The sequence below is a fragment of the Pseudoflavitalea sp. G-6-1-2 genome (assembly GCF_012927185.1).
Taxonomy (GTDB): Bacteria; Bacteroidota; Bacteroidia; order Chitinophagales; family Chitinophagaceae; genus Pseudobacter.
Genome location: NZ_JABBGB010000001.1, coordinates 1165759 through 1184522 on the forward strand (window position 1 = coordinate 1165759; position 18764 = coordinate 1184522).

The following is an 18764-nucleotide window of genomic DNA, read 5'->3' on the forward strand; positions in this document are numbered from 1 at the left end:
AATGTAAAACCCGCTCACGAGCGGGCATAAAAAAAGTGGTGTAAAAAGAGCGCCGTCTCAATTTACACCACCAGAATGCAGTAGGACCAAGGTTAATTCTTAATTCGTCCCCAGTTCTCACCGCTCTTGATGCGATACATTGTCATTTCACTGACACCGTATTTCTCTGCGAGCTTTTTGATGGTGAGCTTCCGGTTCTTGTCTGTAAGGGTTTTTTTGATAGCCTTTACCTGAACTGCGTTCAGTTTAAGGCCTTCAGTGCGGTTTGCCTGTACTTTTTTGTAGGCAATTTTTGCAGGGCTGTTTTGCTGATGTTCGATCATTTGTTCGAGCGTAGCCCATTTGAGATTCTTCACATTGTTGTCGAGCTTGTTGTGATTGGAGTGAATCACATACTTGTGCTTGAGTGAAGGTTTCTTTAAGAACAGACGGGCAATTTCACGGTGAATGTACAAGGTACCGTTGTTACCCGGACGATGGAGGTTAAGTGTTCTGTAACCTGTTGTCAAGGATCCTTGCAACAACTTACCGTCTTCAACCACATCGTCTGTATAGCTGGCTATGCGGCCGTGAGATGACAGCGCATACTTTTTACGGAGGTGTTTCCAGCCTGGAAACTGTAGTGGTTTCCACACCTCGTTTGGAAGTTTTTTTATCATCGCCTTTTCCTTTTGGCTAAAGTTACAAAAAAAGCCGCGCGAATATCAAAAAACAATAATAAGAATGGATCAGCGGTTAACCATTTGCAGGAACTCCGATTCTGTGATGATCTTCACCGTTGGGATCTTTTTGGCCTTTTCCAGCTTGGATCCTGCGTCTTCCCCTACTATCAGATAATTCAGCTTGGAGCTAACGGAGCCTACGATCTTTCCACCGTTAGTTTCAATCAACTCCTCTGCCTCACTGCGTTTCAGCGTAGGGAGCGTTCCGGTGAGCAAAAACGTTTGTCCTACGAGGTTGCCTTCGCTGCCAATTTCTTTCTGCTCGTTTTTCAGCTGAAGCCCAAGAGATTCCAGCTTTTTCAGCATTTCCAGGCTGTCCCAATTGTGGAAAAAACTATAGACGCTTCCCGCTACTTTCGGACCGATATCTTCCAGTTGCTGCAATTCTTCGAGCGAAAAATTCTGCAGGTCGGGAAGATATTTAACCGCATGCGCCAATGTTTTTGCAGTGGTCTCTCCAACATAACGGATACCCAGTGCGAAGATCAGCCGGTGAAGCGGTTGCGATTTCGATGCCTCGATGGCGGTTTGCAGATTGGTAATACTTTTCTCGCCAAATCCTTCGCGGGCGCGGATTTGATCGAATGGCAATTCGTAGATGCCGGGCAGGTCTTTGAGAAATTTCAGTTCGAAGAACTTGCGGATATTGGCATCCCCCAATCCTCGTATATCCATGGCATCCTTGCTGGTGAAGTGAATGATGCGCTCCACCACTTGTGCCTCACAGTTAATATTGTTACAACGCCATACAGCTTCGCCTTCAGGCTTGTCGAGCGGATGCCCGCATACAGGGCATTCTGTTGGGAAGACAATCTCTGTTTCTCCTCCTGTTCTGAGTTCTGCAAGTGGTTTAACTATGTATGGGATCACATCTCCGGCGCGCTCTACCAAAACCATATCGCCGATTTTGAGATCTTTTTCGCGGATCACATCTTCATTGAAAAGTGAGATGGAACTAACGGTAACGCCCCCTATGGAAACCGGGTCGATCTTGGCCACTGGAGTAACCGAACCTGTTCTTCCCACCTGATATTCAACACTGCGCAATTTGCTGGTACCCTGACGGGCCTTGAACTTGAAGGCTATCGCCCATCGTGGGTGATGGGTGGTCATACCCAACTGATCCTGCATATCGATGCTGTCTACTTTTATCACCATACCATCGATCTCATAAGGCAGATCGTCGCGATGTGCTTCAAAATCATTGCAGTATTGAATGATGGCTTCGATGCCATTGAATTTCTTCGCTTCTTTCATCGGACTGCGGAAACCCAGATCCCAGAGCATCTGCAGACTGCCGCTATGGCTCTGCAATGCTTCCGGCAGTGTGTGCTTCGGCGTGAGCGTGAAATAACTAACATGGTAGAGAAAGGCTTCGAGGTTGCGCTTGCCCACTTCCTTAGGATCTTTGATTCGAAGCGTACCCGCAGCAGCATTGCGCGGATTGGCCAGCGGCGGCAGGTTCTGCTCTGCCAGCTGCTCGTTGTATTTTTTGAAATTGGTTTTGTTGATCAGCACTTCACCCCTGATCTCTATCTGCTGAATGCCGTAGTCCGAAAACTTTGCGGAGAGCGGCACAGAGCGGATCTGTTTGATATTTGTAGTGATATCGTCCCCTGTAACGCCATTGCCACGGGTAGCCCCGCGCGAAAGCAGGTCGTTTTCATAGATCAGTGAAATGCTGGCCCCGTCGAACTTTGGCTCTATGCAGTAAACGATATTGTCTGTCTTCGCCAGTTCGCGCACACGGCGGTCCCAGTCGCGCAGATCATCTTCGTTGTAAGAGTTATCGAGCGACAACATCGGCACCAGGTGCGGAGCGGGCGGAAAGTCTTTCGTTAATCCCTTGCTCACACGCTGCGTAGGCGAATCGGGCGTTACCAGATCAGGATGCTCCTGCTCTATCTTCTCCACTGTTTTGAACAGCTTGTCGTACTCCTGATCCGCAATCAGCGGATCGTTGAGAATATAATAGCGGTGCTCGTGAAAGCGGAGCACTTCGCGGAGATCGTTCAGGTTTTTTTGATCGGGATGTTTCTCATCCTGCTTCAGCAGACTGATGCTCAGTTGCTGCAATTTTTTGGTTTGGTCTGGAGAATACATAGTAATTATAAGGTAAACAAAATTAGGTCAATGTGTGGTACGGAAGCAAATCATACTCCTTAAAAATGATTATATTAGACATCCTTCCGATAGCATACAAACCTTAACAGCATTGGTTCTGGCCTGATTCAGGGCGTTTAAGTTTTTTTGGCGGATTCAGAAATTCGACTATATTGTGTACAATTTACACATCCTGTTAATGTGTAAACGGTACGCATTTTCAAAAATTAATCAAAAGAACGATTGTTTATGCCACACAAACTGCTTGTGGGGATATTTGCTCTCCTTTTAGCGCTACCCCTCACTTCTCTGGCGCAAAACAAAACCATTACCGGTAAGGTCACCAATGAAAAAGACGGAACACCGCTTCCGGGTATTTCGGTTACACCTAAGGGTGGATCGGGTGGAACTTCCACCTCCGGTGAAGGAACCTTTTCCATTACCATTCCTGCTTCTACCGAAGTGCTCGTATTCAGTGGCGTTGGCTTTGACAGCCGCGACGTGAATATCGCCGGGCAATCGGTACTGAATGTAACACTCAAAGCAACTACCATCAACCTCAACGAAGTGGTGGTGATTGGTTATGGCACTCAACGCCGCAGAGAGGTTACCGGAGCCATTTCAAAAGTTTCAGGCGACAAGATCACAGCGCTGCCTACACCCAGCTTTGAAGCTTCGCTTCAGGGAAGGGCCCCCGGTGTGCAGGTGATCCAGGGCAGCGGCCTCGCCGGCAGCGGCTCGGTTGTTCGTATCCGTGGTGTAGGAAGCATCAGCGCAGGCGGCGACCCGCTTTATGTGGTGGATGGCGTTCCCATCGTTTCTGATCCTTTCCTTCGCAAGAACGATGGAGGACAGAACCAGAACCCGCTGGCCACCATCAACCCCAACGATATCGAATCCATAGAAGTATTGAAAGACGCCGGTTCTGCCGGGATCTACGGAAGCCGCGGTGCCAACGGTGTTATTCTCATCACCACCAAAAAAGGCAAAAGCGGCAAGCCCCGTTTCAATTACAATAATCGTTTCGGCTTCAGCACATGGGCCGTGCGTCAGAAATTTCTCGATGGTCCGGAATGGTTGCAGATGCGTCAGGAAGCATGGGAGAACGACGGCCATACCGGTAAAGCTCCACTGCCCGGCGGACTCACCTGGGATCAGGCTACAAAGAACAATACCGACTGGTGGGATCTGCTCACCCGAACAGGTTTCATCAACGATCATAATCTCAGCATGACTGCCGGCAACAACTGGCTCAAAAGCTATGTGGCTGCCAGTTACGGAAAAGATGAAAGTTATATCAAAGGAAATGCCTTCGAGCGATTAAGCCTCAGAGGCAATTTTGATTTTCAGGTGCTGAAGAATCTGAAAATAATGCTGAACACTGCATGGAACAGAGGAAATAACCTGCGCGTTCCTGCTGCATGGGCAGGTGGTATCGGAGATGCGATGCAGAATGCATTGCCCATCTATCCGGTGTACAACGCCGATGGCACTTACTTCAAAAACGGAATGACCAATCCGGTATTCCGCCGCGAAGAAAGCAAATGGCGCAATACGGAAAACAAATACATTGGTCAGTTTGCAGTAGAATATCAACCCATCAAAGATCTTACACTCAGAGCTACAGCGAATATCGATTATACCACTTCATTCGACGATCGCTTCGAATCTGCACTGCACAACGATTACACCGATGGAAGACCCGGCATTGCCAAAAGATATTATTTCAATGCCAGCAACATGCAGGGCAACTTCACTGCCACTTACAACTGGAACCCGAATGAGAACAGCAGGTTCAGTTTCATGGGCGGTACCGAAGCGCAGGAGTACAAAAGAAAAGCATACAACAGCGACATCTTCGCATATACAGACAAGCCTTTCTGGAAAAATAAATCGCTCTACAAACACGTAAGGGATTCTCTCGAAGCCAGCGGAGCCAGAACCCTCGGTGAAGTAGATGCCTGGACCTTCGTTTCTTTCTTCGGGCGTATCAACTATACTTTGAAGAACCGTTATGTGCTGCAGGTGTTGGGGCGTGCTGATGGGTCTTCCAAATTCGGTCCCAACAACAAATATGGTTTCTTCCCTGCGGCGTCAGCTGCGTGGATCATCACAGAAGAAGATTTTGCGAAAAATATCAACTGGCTGCGATTCCTCAAACTCCGTGCGAGTTATGGCGTTGTGGGTAATGCAGATATACCTTCAGGTGCCTACTACTCTAAACTTAGCCCGGGAGATTTGTTCAATGGTAATCCAACACTGTATCCCGACAATATCGGTAACCCCGATCTCAAATGGGAAACCATGCGCAACGTAGATGTAGCCCTGGAATTCTCCATCCTCAATAACCGCATCTCAGGTGAAGTTGCCTACTATCGCAAAACAACGATTGATCAATTGCTCAATACAGGTATCATGTACAACACCGGTTTCAAAGATGCATGGCGTAACCTCGATGGCGGAAAGATCCAGAATGAAGGCATTGAATTCAGCATCACTGCAAAAGTGGTAGACCAAAAAGATTTCAGCTGGACGGTTGGCGGAAACATCAGCCGGAACTCCAATAAAGTAATCAGTATTGGTCAACTCACAGCCGATGCTGTGGGTGGAGGAAGCAACGATACGCGGATCATCCCAGGATATCCCGTAGGAACAAACTATCTCGTTCGCTATGTTGGCGTAGATCCGAGTGATGGCCTTCCAATCTGGCTCGACGTAAACGGAAAAACCACCAAGACTTTTTCACTCGATCATCGCGTACCTGTAGGATCTGTGATTCCCGATTATGTTGGTGGCTTCAACTCCAACTGGAGCTACAAAGGATTTGATCTCGGTGCCCTCTTCACTTTCGCTATCGGCGGAAATATCTACGACGGTGCTGCCAAACGTCAGGCTGGTGTGATCACCGACTGGGTGATCCGTGAAGACCTCAAAGACCGCTGGCGCAAACCCGGCGACGAAGCCAAATACCCAAGGCTTACCATGAACACATCTACTTATGCCGGGTTATCGAGCGAATGGCAATATAACTCTACAATGTTCCTGTACAGCGCCAGTTTCCTGCGTTTGCGTGAACTCACGTTGAACTATAACTTCCCCTCCACGATGTTCAAAAACTCACGCATTCGAGGTATCAAAGCATTTGTTACCGGAATGAACCTGCTCACTTTCTCCAAATTCCCCGGAGGCGATCCTGAGATTGCGCGTGACTTCGATAATCCGCAGGATAGAAATATGAGTCCGAACGTCACCTATCTCACACCGCCTCAGCAGAAATCAGTGTCATTTGGAGTAAACGTGAATTTCTAATCATTAAGAATTGCAGTTATGAAACATATCAGAATATACCTCTTCATATTGATCGCTGCCACCAGCCTGGCTGCCTGTTCAAAATTTCTGGAACGTCCACCCAAAGGCAAACTGGAAGAAAGCGAAGCGCTTAAAACAGAAGAGAATGTATTGGCTGTTCTAAACGGAACATACAACACGCTGGCAGGCGGAACAATCTATGGTGGCCGCGTTCAGATCATCAGCGAACTGATGGCCGATAACCTCGATGGTCAGCTGCTCTCAGAAGATTTCGGAGAGATCTATCGCCGTAAAACATCCATCTTCGGAGACTACAAAGGAGACTACTACAAAGAAGCCTATCTCATCGTTTACAAGGCAAACAAAGTGTTGCAGTATCTGGTGAATGTAGGAGCCGATAAAAAAGACAGAGTAGAAGGAGAAGCGAAATTTCTCAGAGCAGTAGCCATGTTCGAAGTGGTGCGTTTCTTTGCTCAACCTTACGGCAATACAACTGATAACAGTCATCTGGGAATACCTATTCGTCTCGTTCCCGACATCAAACCAAACGACAGATCAACTGTGAAAGAAGTGTATGCGCAAATTCTTTCCGATCTCGGAGATGCAGCACGCCTGCTTCCTGCCAGCAATGGCGAATACGCTTCAAAATACGCAGCATTGGCTTTCCTGGCCAAAGTGCATTTTCAAATGAATGATTTTGCAAAAGCGTACGACTATGCGAATGAAGTACTGGTACAGGCAGAGTCTGCTGGTTCAACTTTCAGCTTCGACCCTACCATCGATACCCGCTGGTCTTTGGGACAAAGCAAAGAAGGCATTCTCCTCATCAAAAACAGAACCGGGAATTTTGAACCAGGTAAAGATCTGCGCGACAGATTCCGTTCAGATGTAAGGTTACCGATTCTTTACTTCAATAATCAAACCTACTCGCAGTTCCTTCGCCCGAACGACAAACGCAAAGCCTGGCTCAACAATACCAAATATGCCGACAAGATCGTGCTCACCAAATACAACCACGATCAATTCGATCTGCCCATCGTTCACGTAACGGAGATCAAGCTGATCCGTGCAGAAGCAGCAGCAGAACTGAACGATGCACAGAAACTGACGGTGGGTCTGAAAGACATCAACGATATTCTGCAGCGGGCCGGCCTCGATAAACTGCTCAGTGGCACCAGTGCAGCACTCATCATCAGTGCAGCCCGCAGAGAAAGAGAAGAAGAAATGATCGGAGAAGGCAACCGCATCAACGAGATCAAACGCATCGGTGTAAGAAACAATCAGAACATCGATCGCCGCGGTTCCCCATTCAATTGCAATGGCTTTATTCTTCAGTTCCCCAACAACGAAAAAGCCGGTAATGCCAATTTTGTAATGAATGCCGAAGGCGGCTGCTTATAACCCACGATGTAAAATTGCAAAATATGAGAACGAATCTTCTGATACTGATTGCACTGATAATAACCTTCGCAGGCTGCAAGCCTGAGACCTTGCCCGATATCGGCGATCCGCTGAACAAGATCCAATTAACTGAAGGCAACTGGCAACTGGAAAGAGTGGTGCAAAGCGATGTGAATGCCGTTAAATACAACTTCCCGTACAAAGAGCTGGATGTAACGTCTGTAGCGCCTTTTAGCGAATTCAAGCTGAGCCTTAAGCTGAACGATGGCAAGCCCGGCACATTCACCACCAATGCAGGCGCTTCGCCAAAGATCATCAAACTAACGGATGGCAAATGGGAAGTGGATGATTTGAATAGTCCGCTTTCTTTCAACCTCATCAAAAACACGGATACGGTAAAAATGCAGTTCGGTTCCTACAACACACTATCCCAGGGAAAACTGCAGCTCAGTCTCATAAAAAGTCTGGGAGCAAAGAACCTGATCCGCTACGATTACTATTTCAAAAAGATCTAAACGAATTGCAATGAGAAAAATATTCATCCTGATGGTTTCGATGCTTGGCGCCACATGGCTGCAGGCACAAACCATTACATTCAATCCGGAAGCTTTCACAGCGGAAGATGAGGTGATCGTAACCGTTGATGCCACCGGCACTCCGATGGCCGGAAAACCGGAAGCCTATATCTGGATCTGGGCAAACAAAGACGCTGCGGGTGGACAGATTGACGGCCTTACAAACGGCTCCGATTTCAAGAACTCCAAAGCCGAAGCTAAAATGACCAACAAGGGAGGTAATATCTGGGAATATAAATTCACGGGTACAGTGATGTTTGGCGTGGACCCAGGCAGACTGGTGCATCTGCAGCTGCTGATCAAAACCAAAGATGGCGGAGCGCAGACGCCGGATTCGAAAAAATTCAACTTCGATCCGATTGTTTTCGTGCCTTCTCCTTTCCGCGTTTTTCCTGATAAAGTGGGCGAAGATGATGTTGTTACTGTCAACTTCCATCAGGCACTCGCACCTACCACTGCCGAACAACGCATGACGCCTCAAACCGTTACTGTGAAACTATTCGATAAGGATAATGTGCAGATCGGTGATGTAAAAACATGGAATGTGAAATCTGATGGTAATGGCGCGTTCTCTTATTCCTTCATTCCATCTATCACATGGACCATTCCTGCAGGAAAGAAAGCCGGCAAATTCTCCTATCGTTTCGATGGTATCGGAAAAGATGTAACCGGCAACACTGTAACCGTAACAGGAACCACCACCGAAAAAACAATTGATGCTTTGAAATAAAGCTGAAAACCTCAACACTGAATGTTATGAGATCAATCACAATAGCCTGCCGTTTGATGGTGTTCAGCTTGCTGCTGGCCGCCTGTCAGAAAGCAGATTTCGATAAAACTCCCACAGGAGAAGGCATCGACGACGGATCATTCCGCATCAAGTCTCCGGTTTCTTTATCAACCATTGCACTGAACTCCGCCATCCCAACGCAAAATGTGGTATTCAGCTGGAGCTCTGCCAAACCGGGCGTAAACAAACCACTTACCTACAAATGGATCGCTGTACCGAAAGATGGCAATATCAACGAATTCAAATTCGAGCTGCCGGCAGACAATGATGGCAAGGATACCAAACTCACTATCACGCAGGAAAAACTCGATCAGTTTCTGGCCTCCAAAGGAGTTACAGAAAAAGGCACAATAGAACTGAAATGGAGCGTACAGGCATCTAACGGAGAAACACAAGTGATTTCGGAGGATGTGGCGATACTTACCCTGAAATGTTTTCAGGATGGCGCTACGCCCTTCATGCTTTACGGCCCGGAACCAATCATCGATCCGCAGGCAATCGACTTCTTGTCCGCTACAGGAAAATTCAATTTCAGGTGGCAGAAGTCTGTTCCGAAAACAGGTGGACCCGCAGTGAAATACCGCGTGCTCTTTGCGCTTGAAGCAAACGACTTCTCCAAACCGCTTTTCACCATCGAATCTGATAACAACGGAAACGATTCTGGGCTCGTGCTCACTTACAAGCGACTGAACGATTCGCTCAATAAAGCAGGTGAAACCGACCTCACCAAAGACGACAGGCTGAAATGGACGGTACAAGCCACTTCCGGCAACTGGAACCAGCAGTCGGACAATATCAACGCACTGAACCTGGTACGTGAAGTGAAATTCTACATTTACGGAAGCATCAACGGAAACAATATCAATGATCCTGTTCGCATCATTCCCGATCTCAATCCATCACGTGTTACCAAAGTTTTCTACTCTTACATGCTCTTCAATAAGAACGCCACATTCAAGTTCCTTGGATTGCCTGGAGATGCAGGCACAGCCTATGGAGTAACAGGCGGAAGCAATGGTGAATACACTACTGCTATCGGGCAGGGTTCCAATATTACCATCGCAGATTCGGGCGTGTACCGCATCACTATCGATCTGCGTGTGAATAAGATCTATGTGCAGAAGAAAGCGCCGGGAACAGTGGGTTCATTTCAGGGATGGAATACTGCCAGTCCTAATCCGGGTACTTACATTTCGCGCAATAAATTCTCGTCGGTAATTCCATCAGGCACCGGCATAATTTTCAAATTTCATGATGGTGGCGGGGCAAACGACTGGAACGATAGTGAGCCAAATCTGGTTAGATACTGGGGTAAGGATAAGAAGCAGGAAGATGTGTTGAGTAATGCAGGAGATGCCGGAAATTTGTCTGTGCCTGATAATAAACTTACGCGCGTACTGTGGGATGCAAGTGATTATCGCAAACTGAAATACAAAACCTTCGATGCAGCCATGTATCTCATCGGAAGTGCAACTCCGGGAGGATGGAGCAATGGAAGTGATCTGCTTCCTGCGCTTACCTATCAGAGCAACGGAAAATGGAAAGCAAATGTGACCTTGATACCCGGCGAATTCAAATTCCTTCTGGTGAAGAATACCTGGGATTACAATTATGGCGGAACTGCGCCGGATGCAAGCGGAAACCTGCTTTCAGGTGGAGGCGTTAAACCGGATGGATCGAATATCATCATTTCCACCGGAGGTACTTACACTGTTGAAATCGACGAAATCAGCAGCACATACAAAGTAACGCTGGTGCCATAAACTAAATTTTTTTCTATGCAACAGGGGTGTATCTGTAACGGGGGTACACTTCCTGTTTTCTTCAGACACAGTAAGAATCACAGGCCGGTATTCAAGTGTATGGTCATAAGAGGATGAGCCAGTTTCGACGTTACACAATCAAGGCAAATTGCAATTTTTGCAACCGGATGATGGTACGAAAATTCAGGAATGCAGGCATTAATTGTTTCCGGAAGCGCACAAAGTGTTAACTTGCAGCCGGGCAAGTACCGGGTGTACATCAACCGGAATATTGCCTCTAATCCTACCCCCGTTCCGGAGATCTCTACTATTAATCACGCATTATGTTTGGCTGTGTATCCTAATCCTGTGAGCAGTGTGGCTATGATCAGTTTCAGCTGCCGTCAGGTGCTGCCGTGAATTTGCGGCCAGCGGCACACATCGTACACTTCCCGGCAATACAGGTAAAAATGGGGAATGCTTCCGAAAGGATGTGTTTTTTACAGCTGATCATAAAGTGAAAAAAGATCTTCCGTCCGGTTATGACGGAGTGATTATGTTTATTTTGACAATGTGAAAATTGTAAAACAACAATCATAATTCTGAAATAATGGGAACCGCTTTGCAGAAAACGATTCAGCAATTAAGATCCGAGAACAGGGAATATTTTCAGATAGCTATTTCCGTAGACTGTGTGATCTTTGGATTCGACAATAACGAGTTGAAAGTGCTGTTGATCAAATCTGATCTCGAAGAGTTCAAAGATCAGTGGTCGTTACTGGGTGATCTGGTGCGCCCCGACGAGAATCTCGACAATGCCTCCTACCGCGTATTGAAAGACCGTACCGGGCTCGACGACGTTTATCTCGAACAGGTGTATACTTTCGGAGATGTGAAGCGTCACCCTGCCGGACGCGTAATTACCACTGCTTATTATTCTCTCATCAATATCAAAGATCACCAGCTGAAGCTGGCGCATAACGAACTGCACTGGCATCCCGTGCAGGAGATCACCACACTGGCTTTCGACCACCAGCAGATCTTAGATACCTGCCTGAAGCAATTGCAGAGCCGCATCGACGAACACCCGATTGTGTTCAACCTGCTGCCGGAGAAGTTTTCGCTTCGTGAGCTGCAATCGCTCTATGAAGCTATTCACGGTGTGAAGATGGACCGCAGGAATTTCCGCAAGAAGTTCTTCCTCATGGGATGGCTCGAAGATGTGAATGAGCTGGAGCAGGATGTACCGCATCGTCCGGGTAAGCTCTATCGTTTCGATCCTACCAAATCATCTGCGAAGAAGCGTAGCGGAAAGGAAAGCGCAGTAGAACAGGAATAGTTTTATTTTGATATATAAATGCTGGAGAAGCAGTCACAGACTGCTTCTCCAGCATTTGCGTTTAGTGAAGCAATTGAAATTATTGAACGTCTTTCTGATTGTCGATCACAAACTGAATGATTTCTTCGAGAGGTGTATCTATTCTCGATAATGCATCGGTGATATCATCTCTGCTTACCTGTGCGGCAAAGGAAGCGGTTTTGAGTTTCTTCATCACGCTTTTCACATCCATGCCATCGTACCGCGCGGGGCGGATCAGGGCACTGGCGTGGATGAAGCCTGAAAGTTCATCGAACACGTAGATCATCTTATCCATCGTATTTTCCGGTTCTACTCCGAAGTACTTTGGTCCATGTGAAGCGATGCAATGGATCACTTCGGGATCGATGTTTCTCCGCTCAAGTTCTTCGATGATTACACGGCAGTGATCGTTGGGGTATTTCTCCCAGTCCGCATCGTGCAGCAGTCCGGCCTGGTACCATTTGCGGGCTGTTGGTTCGTCTGCACCTGTGCGTTGGATGGCCCAGGCTTTCATTACGGCAGCTACTTGTTTCATGTGCAGTTGCAGGCGATCGTTGGGAACCCATTCCTGCAATAGTTGAAGGGCGTCTTCGTCAGACAATAAGTTGCCGGCATTGGCCGGATCTCCGAAAACTGATCTGTTCAATTGTAGATTAGCCATGAAAGAAAATTAAGGAATTTGAATGAAGATGAGAACAGGCTCATAACGCGGGGGGAGAATAAAAGTTTATCCTGCGTTCACTCTTGTGCATTCAGCGACCAGGCCGCAGGGGATTGTACTGACGGGGCCTTGAAATGTGTTGCGCAACAGAAAGATGATATTCAGATGCCCCATCCTCCTTACCCATGTCGCCCGGAGATACAACTCTGCCCGGCACATTTCCCGACCCGGAGGTACAATCCCCTGCGGCTGGAAAAATAAACCCCTTTACCTGGGCATTGAATACCGGTGAAACTGCCTTCCGAAACCCAATCCCGGCTGATTTTCATCCTCCAAATCCCTGTATTTTCGCAGTCTTCAAAAAACTTGTCAAAAATTTTATTGAAAATCAGTCACTTGTAAAAGTGCCCTTCGAAATAAACCCTCCATTTCTTGTTTGTTCGAAGGTGAAATCGGTACCTTTGCGACCCTGTTTCCATTTTCCCCAGGTTGGTGGAGGAAAGAGACAGGACAGTTTTCACTCAAAACATTTTAAAAAATGAGCAAACTTCATTTCACTACAAAACATGCGAATGCGGCTACCGTACAACGCAACTGGTTTGTTGTTGACGGTACCAATCAAACCGTGGGACGCGTGTGTGCTAAAATTGCCTCTGTTCTTCGTGGGAAGAACAAGGTATATTATACGCCACATGTTGATACCGGTGATTATGTGATCGTAATCAATGCAGACAAGGTAAAATTCACTGGAAACAAAATCGACGACAAGGAATACCTGACTTTCTCCGGTTATCCTGGTGGCCAGAAAGCAGAAACTGCAAGAGAACTGCTGAAACGCCGTCCTGAGCAGGTTGTAGAGCGCGCTGTAAGAGGCATGCTTCCTAAGAACCGCCTTGGTCGCAAAATGATCAAGAAATTATTTGTGTATGCCGGCGCTGAGCATCAGCATGGAGCACAACAACCCAAAGAATTGAAATTTTAAGTAACGGATTGGATAATTTGAAATCATTTCAAATTTCATCTTTTCAAATCGTCAAATTGAATTCATGGAAAAGCAAAAAAATGCATTAGGACGTCGTAAAGAAGCTGTGACCAGAGTATTCCTGTCGAAAGGAACTGGTAAGATCACAGTGAACGACAGAGACTATAAAGAATATTTCGCACTCGCTTACCTGCAAAATCAGGTTGAGCTTCCTTTGAAAGCTGTTCAGGCTACCGATAAATATGATGTGAAGATCAATGCTGCCGGTGGTGGTATGAAAGGTCAGGCTGAAGCTGCAAAGCTCGGTATCGGCCGTGCGCTGCTGGAACTGAACGCTGAATTCCGTCCTGCTCTGAAAGCAGCTGGTGTTCTGAAACGCGATCCCCGTTCTGTTGAGCGTAAGAAATTCGGTCATAAGAAAGCACGTCGCAGCTACCAGTTCAGCAAACGTTAACAGTGGCCTAAACAACATTTTTCAAATCAATTGGTTAAAGGCCACAGGCTGATAGCCAGAAAGTCAAATAAAAAATGGAAAATAACACTTCATTACAGCAGCAATTACTTGATGCAGGTGTACACTTCGGTCACTTGCGTAAGAAGTGGAATCCCAAGATGCTGCCTTATATCTTCGCTGAGAAGAAAGGTATCCATATCATCGACCTGAACAAAACCACTGAGCACCTGACAGAAGCAGCAGCTGCACTGAAACAGATTGCACGCAGCGGAAAGAAGATCATGTTCGTTGGTACTAAAAAGCAGGCGAAAGAAATCGTTACAGAATGCGCTCGTCGCGTGAACATGCCATATGTAACTGAGCGTTGGCTCGGTGGTATGCTCACCAACTTCAACACTGTTCGCAAGAGCGTGAAGAAGATGCAGAGCATCGACAAAATGCTGGGCGACGGCAGTGCTGAGAGCCTCACTAAAAAAGAGAAACTCACTTTAGGCCGCGACCGCGATAAAATGGATAAAGTACTGGGTGGTATCGCTCAACTGGGCCGTGTACCAACTGCACTGTTCATCATCGACATCGGTCATGAGCATATCGCACTCGCCGAAGCTAAACGCCTTGGCATCACTACATTCGGAATGGTTGATACCAACTGTGATCCTAACAAAGTTGATTTCGCTATCCCTTCCAACGACGACGCAACTAAATCAATCGCTATCATCACTCAGTACATCACTGCTGCAATCGCAGAAGGTCTGGCTGAGCGTCAGGCAGCGAAAGATGAAGATGTTGAAGAAGTAGCAGACGACGAAAAAGAAAAGAAAGCAGCACGCATCCAGGCTGAAGCAGAAGCTGAAGCTGGCCGTGGTGGTGCAGGTCGCAGACCAGGCGGTACCGGTGGCGGTAACGCAGGTGGCGGACAAAAACGTCGTGTTGGCGGACCCGGTGGTGGTGGTGCAAACCGTCGCCCAGGTGGTGGAAGATAATTTATTAATCAACTTTTCAAATCTACTATATGTCAACTGTTGCTATTACAGCTGCTGATATCAATAAACTCCGTCAGATGACCGGAGCTGGTATGATGGATTGCCGCAAAGCCCTCACCGAAACTAACGGTGACTTTGAAGCTGCTATCGACTGGCTGCGTAAGAAGGGTGCAAAAGTTGCTGCCCTCCGTGGAGACCGCGAAGCGAAAGAAGGTGTAGTAATCGCTCAGACAACTGCCGACAACAAAACCGGTATCGCTGTTTGCGTGAGCTGCGAAACTGACTTCGTGAGCAAGAATGCCGACTTCGTTGCATTTGTACAGTCTATCGCTGATGCTGCTATCGCTAACAACGTTAAAAGCGCAGAAGAACTGAACAACGTAACAGTAAACGGTACTAAAATTGCCGAACTGATCAACGACAAACTGGCTTCTATCGGCGAAAAGATCGGTATCACCAAGTTTGAGCGTGTAGATGCTGAATTCGTATCTTCTTACATTCACGGTGCAAACCGTATGGGTGTGCTGGTTGGTATGAACCAGGCTGCTGCTGAAGCAGGTAAAGACGTAGCAATGCAGATTGCTGCTATGAACCCTGTTGCAGTTGATTCTTCTTCTGTTTCTGCTGCTACCGTTGAGCGCGAAAGAGCTATCATCGTAGATCAGATCAAAGCCGACCCTAAAATGGAAGGCAAACCGGAAGAAATGATCACTAAGATCGCTGAAGGTAAACTGAACGCATTCTTCAAAGAAAGCACCCTGTTAAATCAGGCTTTCGTAAAAGACAGCAGCAAATCTGTTGCTGACTTCCTGAAGAGCGTGAACGCAGACCTGAAAGTTACCGAATTCAAACGCGTAGCTCTCGGATAAGCCAAGTTCCAAAATATGAAAAGGGGATCGCACAGATCCCCTTTTTTAATGCCCCTGAAAGAACATATTGATCAGACAGTTTAAAAAAAAATCTTTTCTTTGCACGAATATGGATGCCGGAACACTCACTTTGCCGGCAGGTGCCAGAAAGAAAATTTAATCAGAAATCTACAATTTATTACATGCTGCCAAAGTACAAACGCGTTCTCGTGAAGCTATCGGGCGAATCATTAATGGGAGATAAGAATTTTGGAATGGACCCGGTGATTATCGAGCAATATGCGAGAGACATCAAGGAGATAGTAGAACTCGGCGTACAGGTAGCTATTGTGATCGGAGGCGGAAACATCTACCGCGGCATGAACGAAGCCGAAACCGGTATTGAAAGAGCTCACGGAGATTACATGGGCATGCTGGCAACCGTTATAAATGGTATGGCCATGCAGGCAATGCTGGAAAAGATCGGCGTATACACCCGTCTGCAAAGCGCCATCAAAATGGAACAGATCGCAGAACCGTATATCCGCCGCAGAGCCATCCGTCACGTAGAAAAAGGAAGAGTGGTGATCTTTGGAGCCGGTACCGGTAATCCTTACTTCACAACAGATACCGCAGGTTCGCTGAGAGCTATCGAAATTCAGGCAGACGTTATTCTCAAAGGAACCAGAGTGGATGGGATCTATACAGCAGATCCCGAAAAAGATCCTGCTGCAAAAAAATATGAGACCATCACATTCCAGGAGTGCATTTCCAAAAACCTCAAGGTGATGGACATGACCGCCTTTACACTCTGCATGGAGAATAATCTTCCCATCATCGTATTCGACATGAACACCACCGGAAACCTGCGCAAAGTTATCTGCGGAGAGAAAGTGGGAACCCTGGTAAGAGGTTGATTATCATGGTGATAAAAATATTAAAGTCAGCTATTTGCATATCTGACAGGAGCGCACTAATTTAGGCCAGGAAAAACCACCATCTAGGGTGGTTTTTTCATTCTTCCCCATCCGAATCAAGTCCATTGAAAGACGGAAGTCTGCTCCGAAGAAAACCAAGCGACAGCGCCTTTCCGTGAAGGCTCTCTGAACCATTTTTATGAATGAAATGATTGTCATCCTCAGTAACATCTCTGTAGGGGTATGGGAAATTCTCATATTCCAGCTGGGCGCCATGGTGCTGGGATTCTTCATTCATTTCTTCATTGTCAGCAAAAAAACGGTTACGCCCAAATCTTCCGATCACTCCGTACTCGCAGAAAGCAGCATCGACCCCGGCGAATGGAAACTCAAATTTCTGGAGAACGAAGAGTCGCAGAAAAAAACAGTGGATCAGTTGCAGAAAGAACTCGAAGCGGCCCGCGAGAACGAGGAGCTGCTCAATATAGAAGTGGAAGAGTTGAAAAAACTGATCAAAGAAACCAGGGAATCCGCAACTTCCATAAAACCCGTTACCAGTTCATTGCCCGATTATCTGCTGCCCGATCAGCACCAGCGGCTCATCCGGCTGCAGGAAGAACTCGATCACCTGCGCGATAAAGAGCGCCGCCATGCTGAAACACAGAGCATCAACGATCAGCTTACAGTGCAGTTGCGGGAATGGAAAAAGATCAATCTCGAACAGGAAACGCTCATCAGGCAACTCAAACAAGAGCAGTACCTGGCCGTTGAAATGAAAGAACGCCTGCATCAGACGCAGGAAGAATTTCAGGCCCTGCAGATCCGCCTGCAAAAAATGGAGACCCTGCTTTCGCATCCCCACCGCAGTTATGAAATGGACGAATTGCAACAGAACTATCTCCGCCTTTCCAAAGAATACGATGAGCTTCGCATGAAGCAGATAACCATACTCGAAGAGAACCAGCGCCTCACGCGGCTGCTGGCCGATACGGAAGACAAACTCCGCGAAGCCAGCTTCAACCGGCAGACCCTTCTCAAGAAGATTTCTTACCTCGAAGAGCTGAACTTCGATCTTCAACAGCTCAGTGGCCACAATAAAAAGCTCGAAATGCAGTTAAAGCGTCTGACCGAGATCGATAACCTGTTGAGCCGCACCACGGGAGGCCGTAAACCTGAGGCCTGATCGGTATTGTGTCCCATTATTAATAAACTTAATTAAAGCTTTTCCACATCTGAAACTGCGGTCTTGTTTTCATATGAGGATATCAGTACATTTAATAAAACAATTATCACTATGAGCTTAATTCAACGCGCCAAGAACATCCTGCTGACTCCTAAAACTGAATGGAATGTTGTAGCAGGAGAAACTGCAACAATGGGATCTCTCCTTACCGGTTATGTACTTCCATTGGCAATACTTCCCGCAGCTGCAGCTGTGCTGGGTGGATTTCTTCTTTCCCATGGAATGTTTGGCGTTGGGTATCTGATAGCAATGGCCGTAATTAGTCTGATTGCTGCCCTCCTTGGATTTGTGATCTCAACTTATGTGGTAGATGCTTTTGCTCCTACTTTCAAATCTGAGAAAAATCTCGGCGCTTCAGCTCAACTGGTAGCGTATTCCGGTACTGCAATCTGGGTAGCGGGTATCCTCAGCTTCATCCCTGTTCTCGGTTGGATCATTGCACTGGCGGGTGTTGCATACGCCATTTACCTGATGTATCTCGGTGTTGGTCCGGTTAAGAAAACTCCCGAAGATCAACGCATAGTGTATGTGATCATTTCAATTCTGGTTTACTGGGTAATTACATGGGTAATCACTGCGCTGATCGGCGGCATCCTGCTCGCATCGATCTTTGCAGCAAGCATGAGCATGATCCCTCACTAATTGAACTTCTGTCAAACGATTTATATCAGCAC

General features: G+C 47.0%; 17 protein-coding genes. 14 read left to right on the forward strand and 3 right to left on the reverse strand.

What is annotated here, in order from left to right; translation table 11 throughout:
* Positions 1 to 92 precede the first annotated feature (92 nt).
* The gene (locus HHL16_RS04935; RefSeq protein ID WP_346766824.1) at positions 93 to 635 is read right to left on the reverse strand and encodes an NUMOD4 domain-containing protein; all 543 of its coding nucleotides are present in this window, start codon (positions 633 to 635) and stop codon (positions 93 to 95) included.
* A gap of 93 nt (positions 636 to 728) precedes the next feature.
* Entirely contained in the window at positions 729 to 2825 is a 2097-nt protein-coding gene (gene ligA / locus HHL16_RS04940; RefSeq protein ID WP_169424024.1) for an NAD-dependent DNA ligase LigA, read from the reverse strand.
* Between the two features lie 249 nt (positions 2826 to 3074).
* Between ligA and HHL16_RS04945 the strand changes: the two genes are divergently transcribed.
* The 7 genes from HHL16_RS04945 to HHL16_RS04975 all read left to right on the forward strand — a co-directional run bounded on the left by HHL16_RS04945 (position 3075) and on the right by HHL16_RS04975 (position 11981).
* Positions 3075 to 6134: a TonB-dependent receptor gene (locus HHL16_RS04945; protein ID WP_169424025.1), complete on the forward strand. Its 3060-nt coding sequence runs from the start codon at positions 3075 to 3077 to the stop codon at positions 6132 to 6134.
* 18 nt (positions 6135 to 6152) lie between these two features.
* Positions 6153 to 7535, forward strand: a complete 1383-nt coding sequence (locus tag HHL16_RS04950; protein ID WP_169424026.1) for a RagB/SusD family nutrient uptake outer membrane protein — start codon at positions 6153 to 6155, stop codon at positions 7533 to 7535.
* Positions 7536 to 7558: 23 nt separating this feature from the next.
* Entirely contained in the window at positions 7559 to 8050 is a 492-nt protein-coding gene (locus tag HHL16_RS04955; protein ID WP_169424027.1) for a DUF5004 domain-containing protein, read from the forward strand.
* Between the two features lie 10 nt (positions 8051 to 8060).
* A complete protein-coding gene (locus HHL16_RS04960) occupies positions 8061 to 8840 on the forward strand; it encodes a hypothetical protein (RefSeq protein ID WP_169424028.1) in 780 nt (259 codons plus the stop codon).
* Between the two features lie 26 nt (positions 8841 to 8866).
* A complete protein-coding gene (locus HHL16_RS04965; protein WP_169424029.1) occupies positions 8867 to 10663 on the forward strand; it encodes a SusE domain-containing protein in 1797 nt (598 codons plus the stop codon).
* Positions 10664 to 10852: 189 nt separating this feature from the next.
* Complete coding sequence (locus tag HHL16_RS04970; RefSeq protein WP_169424030.1) at positions 10853 to 11062, forward strand: hypothetical protein; 210 nt, start codon at positions 10853 to 10855, stop codon at positions 11060 to 11062.
* A gap of 190 nt (positions 11063 to 11252) precedes the next feature.
* The gene (locus tag HHL16_RS04975) at positions 11253 to 11981 is read left to right on the forward strand and encodes an NUDIX domain-containing protein (protein ID WP_169424031.1); all 729 of its coding nucleotides are present in this window, start codon (positions 11253 to 11255) and stop codon (positions 11979 to 11981) included.
* 79 nt (positions 11982 to 12060) lie between these two features.
* On the opposite strand, the gene HHL16_RS04980 is transcribed toward HHL16_RS04975, so the two are convergent.
* Positions 12061 to 12663, reverse strand: coding sequence for a hydrolase (locus tag HHL16_RS04980; RefSeq protein WP_169424032.1), 603 nt, complete (start codon positions 12661 to 12663; stop codon positions 12061 to 12063).
* Positions 12664 to 13201: 538 nt separating this feature from the next.
* On the opposite strand from HHL16_RS04980, the gene rplM reads away from it, so the two are divergent.
* The 7 genes from rplM to HHL16_RS05015 all read left to right on the forward strand — a co-directional run bounded on the left by rplM (position 13202) and on the right by HHL16_RS05015 (position 18732).
* Positions 13202 to 13645, forward strand: coding sequence for a 50S ribosomal protein L13 (gene rplM / locus HHL16_RS04985; RefSeq protein ID WP_169424033.1), 444 nt, complete (start codon positions 13202 to 13204; stop codon positions 13643 to 13645).
* 64 nt (positions 13646 to 13709) lie between these two features.
* Positions 13710 to 14099: a 30S ribosomal protein S9 gene (gene rpsI, locus HHL16_RS04990; RefSeq protein WP_169424034.1), complete on the forward strand. Its 390-nt coding sequence runs from the start codon at positions 13710 to 13712 to the stop codon at positions 14097 to 14099.
* A gap of 74 nt (positions 14100 to 14173) precedes the next feature.
* Positions 14174 to 15082 carry a 30S ribosomal protein S2 gene (gene rpsB / locus HHL16_RS04995; RefSeq protein ID WP_169424035.1) on the forward strand — a complete coding sequence of 303 codons (909 nt, stop codon included), beginning with the start codon at positions 14174 to 14176 and terminating at the stop codon, positions 15080 to 15082.
* Between the two features lie 29 nt (positions 15083 to 15111).
* Positions 15112 to 15951 (forward strand): translation elongation factor Ts, encoded by an 840-nt coding sequence (gene tsf, locus HHL16_RS05000; protein WP_169424036.1) that lies wholly within the window; start codon positions 15112 to 15114, stop codon positions 15949 to 15951.
* 182 nt (positions 15952 to 16133) lie between these two features.
* Complete coding sequence (gene pyrH / locus HHL16_RS05005) at positions 16134 to 16847, forward strand: UMP kinase (RefSeq protein WP_169424037.1); 714 nt, start codon at positions 16134 to 16136, stop codon at positions 16845 to 16847.
* Between the two features lie 199 nt (positions 16848 to 17046).
* The gene (locus tag HHL16_RS05010; protein WP_206022252.1) at positions 17047 to 18030 is read left to right on the forward strand and encodes a hypothetical protein; all 984 of its coding nucleotides are present in this window, start codon (positions 17047 to 17049) and stop codon (positions 18028 to 18030) included.
* Positions 18031 to 18141: 111 nt separating this feature from the next.
* The gene (locus HHL16_RS05015; protein ID WP_169424039.1) at positions 18142 to 18732 is read left to right on the forward strand and encodes a Yip1 family protein; all 591 of its coding nucleotides are present in this window, start codon (positions 18142 to 18144) and stop codon (positions 18730 to 18732) included.
* Positions 18733 to 18764 lie beyond the last annotated feature (32 nt).

Coding starts and splice junctions, on each gene's coding strand:
- ligA (WP_169424024.1), bottom strand. CDS start 2,825: ATGTATTCTCCAGACCAAACCAAAAAATTGCAGCAACTGAGCATCAGT.
- HHL16_RS04945 (WP_169424025.1), top strand. CDS start 3,075: ATGCCACACAAACTGCTTGTGGGGATATTTGCTCTCCTTTTAGCGCTA.
- HHL16_RS04970 (WP_169424030.1), top strand. CDS start 10,853: ATGCAGGCATTAATTGTTTCCGGAAGCGCACAAAGTGTTAACTTGCAG.
- pyrH (WP_169424037.1), top strand. CDS start 16,134: ATGCTGCCAAAGTACAAACGCGTTCTCGTGAAGCTATCGGGCGAATCA.
- rpsI (WP_169424034.1), top strand. CDS start 13,710: ATGGAAAAGCAAAAAAATGCATTAGGACGTCGTAAAGAAGCTGTGACC.
- HHL16_RS04960 (WP_169424028.1), top strand. CDS start 8,061: ATGAGAAAAATATTCATCCTGATGGTTTCGATGCTTGGCGCCACATGG.
- HHL16_RS05015 (WP_169424039.1), top strand. CDS start 18,142: ATGAGCTTAATTCAACGCGCCAAGAACATCCTGCTGACTCCTAAAACT.
- rpsB (WP_169424035.1), top strand. CDS start 14,174: ATGGAAAATAACACTTCATTACAGCAGCAATTACTTGATGCAGGTGTA.
- HHL16_RS04950 (WP_169424026.1), top strand. CDS start 6,153: ATGAAACATATCAGAATATACCTCTTCATATTGATCGCTGCCACCAGC.
- HHL16_RS05010 (WP_206022252.1), top strand. CDS start 17,047: ATGAATGAAATGATTGTCATCCTCAGTAACATCTCTGTAGGGGTATGG.
- HHL16_RS04955 (WP_169424027.1), top strand. CDS start 7,559: ATGAGAACGAATCTTCTGATACTGATTGCACTGATAATAACCTTCGCA.
- HHL16_RS04965 (WP_169424029.1), top strand. CDS start 8,867: ATGAGATCAATCACAATAGCCTGCCGTTTGATGGTGTTCAGCTTGCTG.
- tsf (WP_169424036.1), top strand. CDS start 15,112: ATGTCAACTGTTGCTATTACAGCTGCTGATATCAATAAACTCCGTCAG.
- rplM (WP_169424033.1), top strand. CDS start 13,202: ATGAGCAAACTTCATTTCACTACAAAACATGCGAATGCGGCTACCGTA.
- HHL16_RS04980 (WP_169424032.1), bottom strand. CDS start 12,663: ATGGCTAATCTACAATTGAACAGATCAGTTTTCGGAGATCCGGCCAAT.
- HHL16_RS04975 (WP_169424031.1), top strand. CDS start 11,253: ATGGGAACCGCTTTGCAGAAAACGATTCAGCAATTAAGATCCGAGAAC.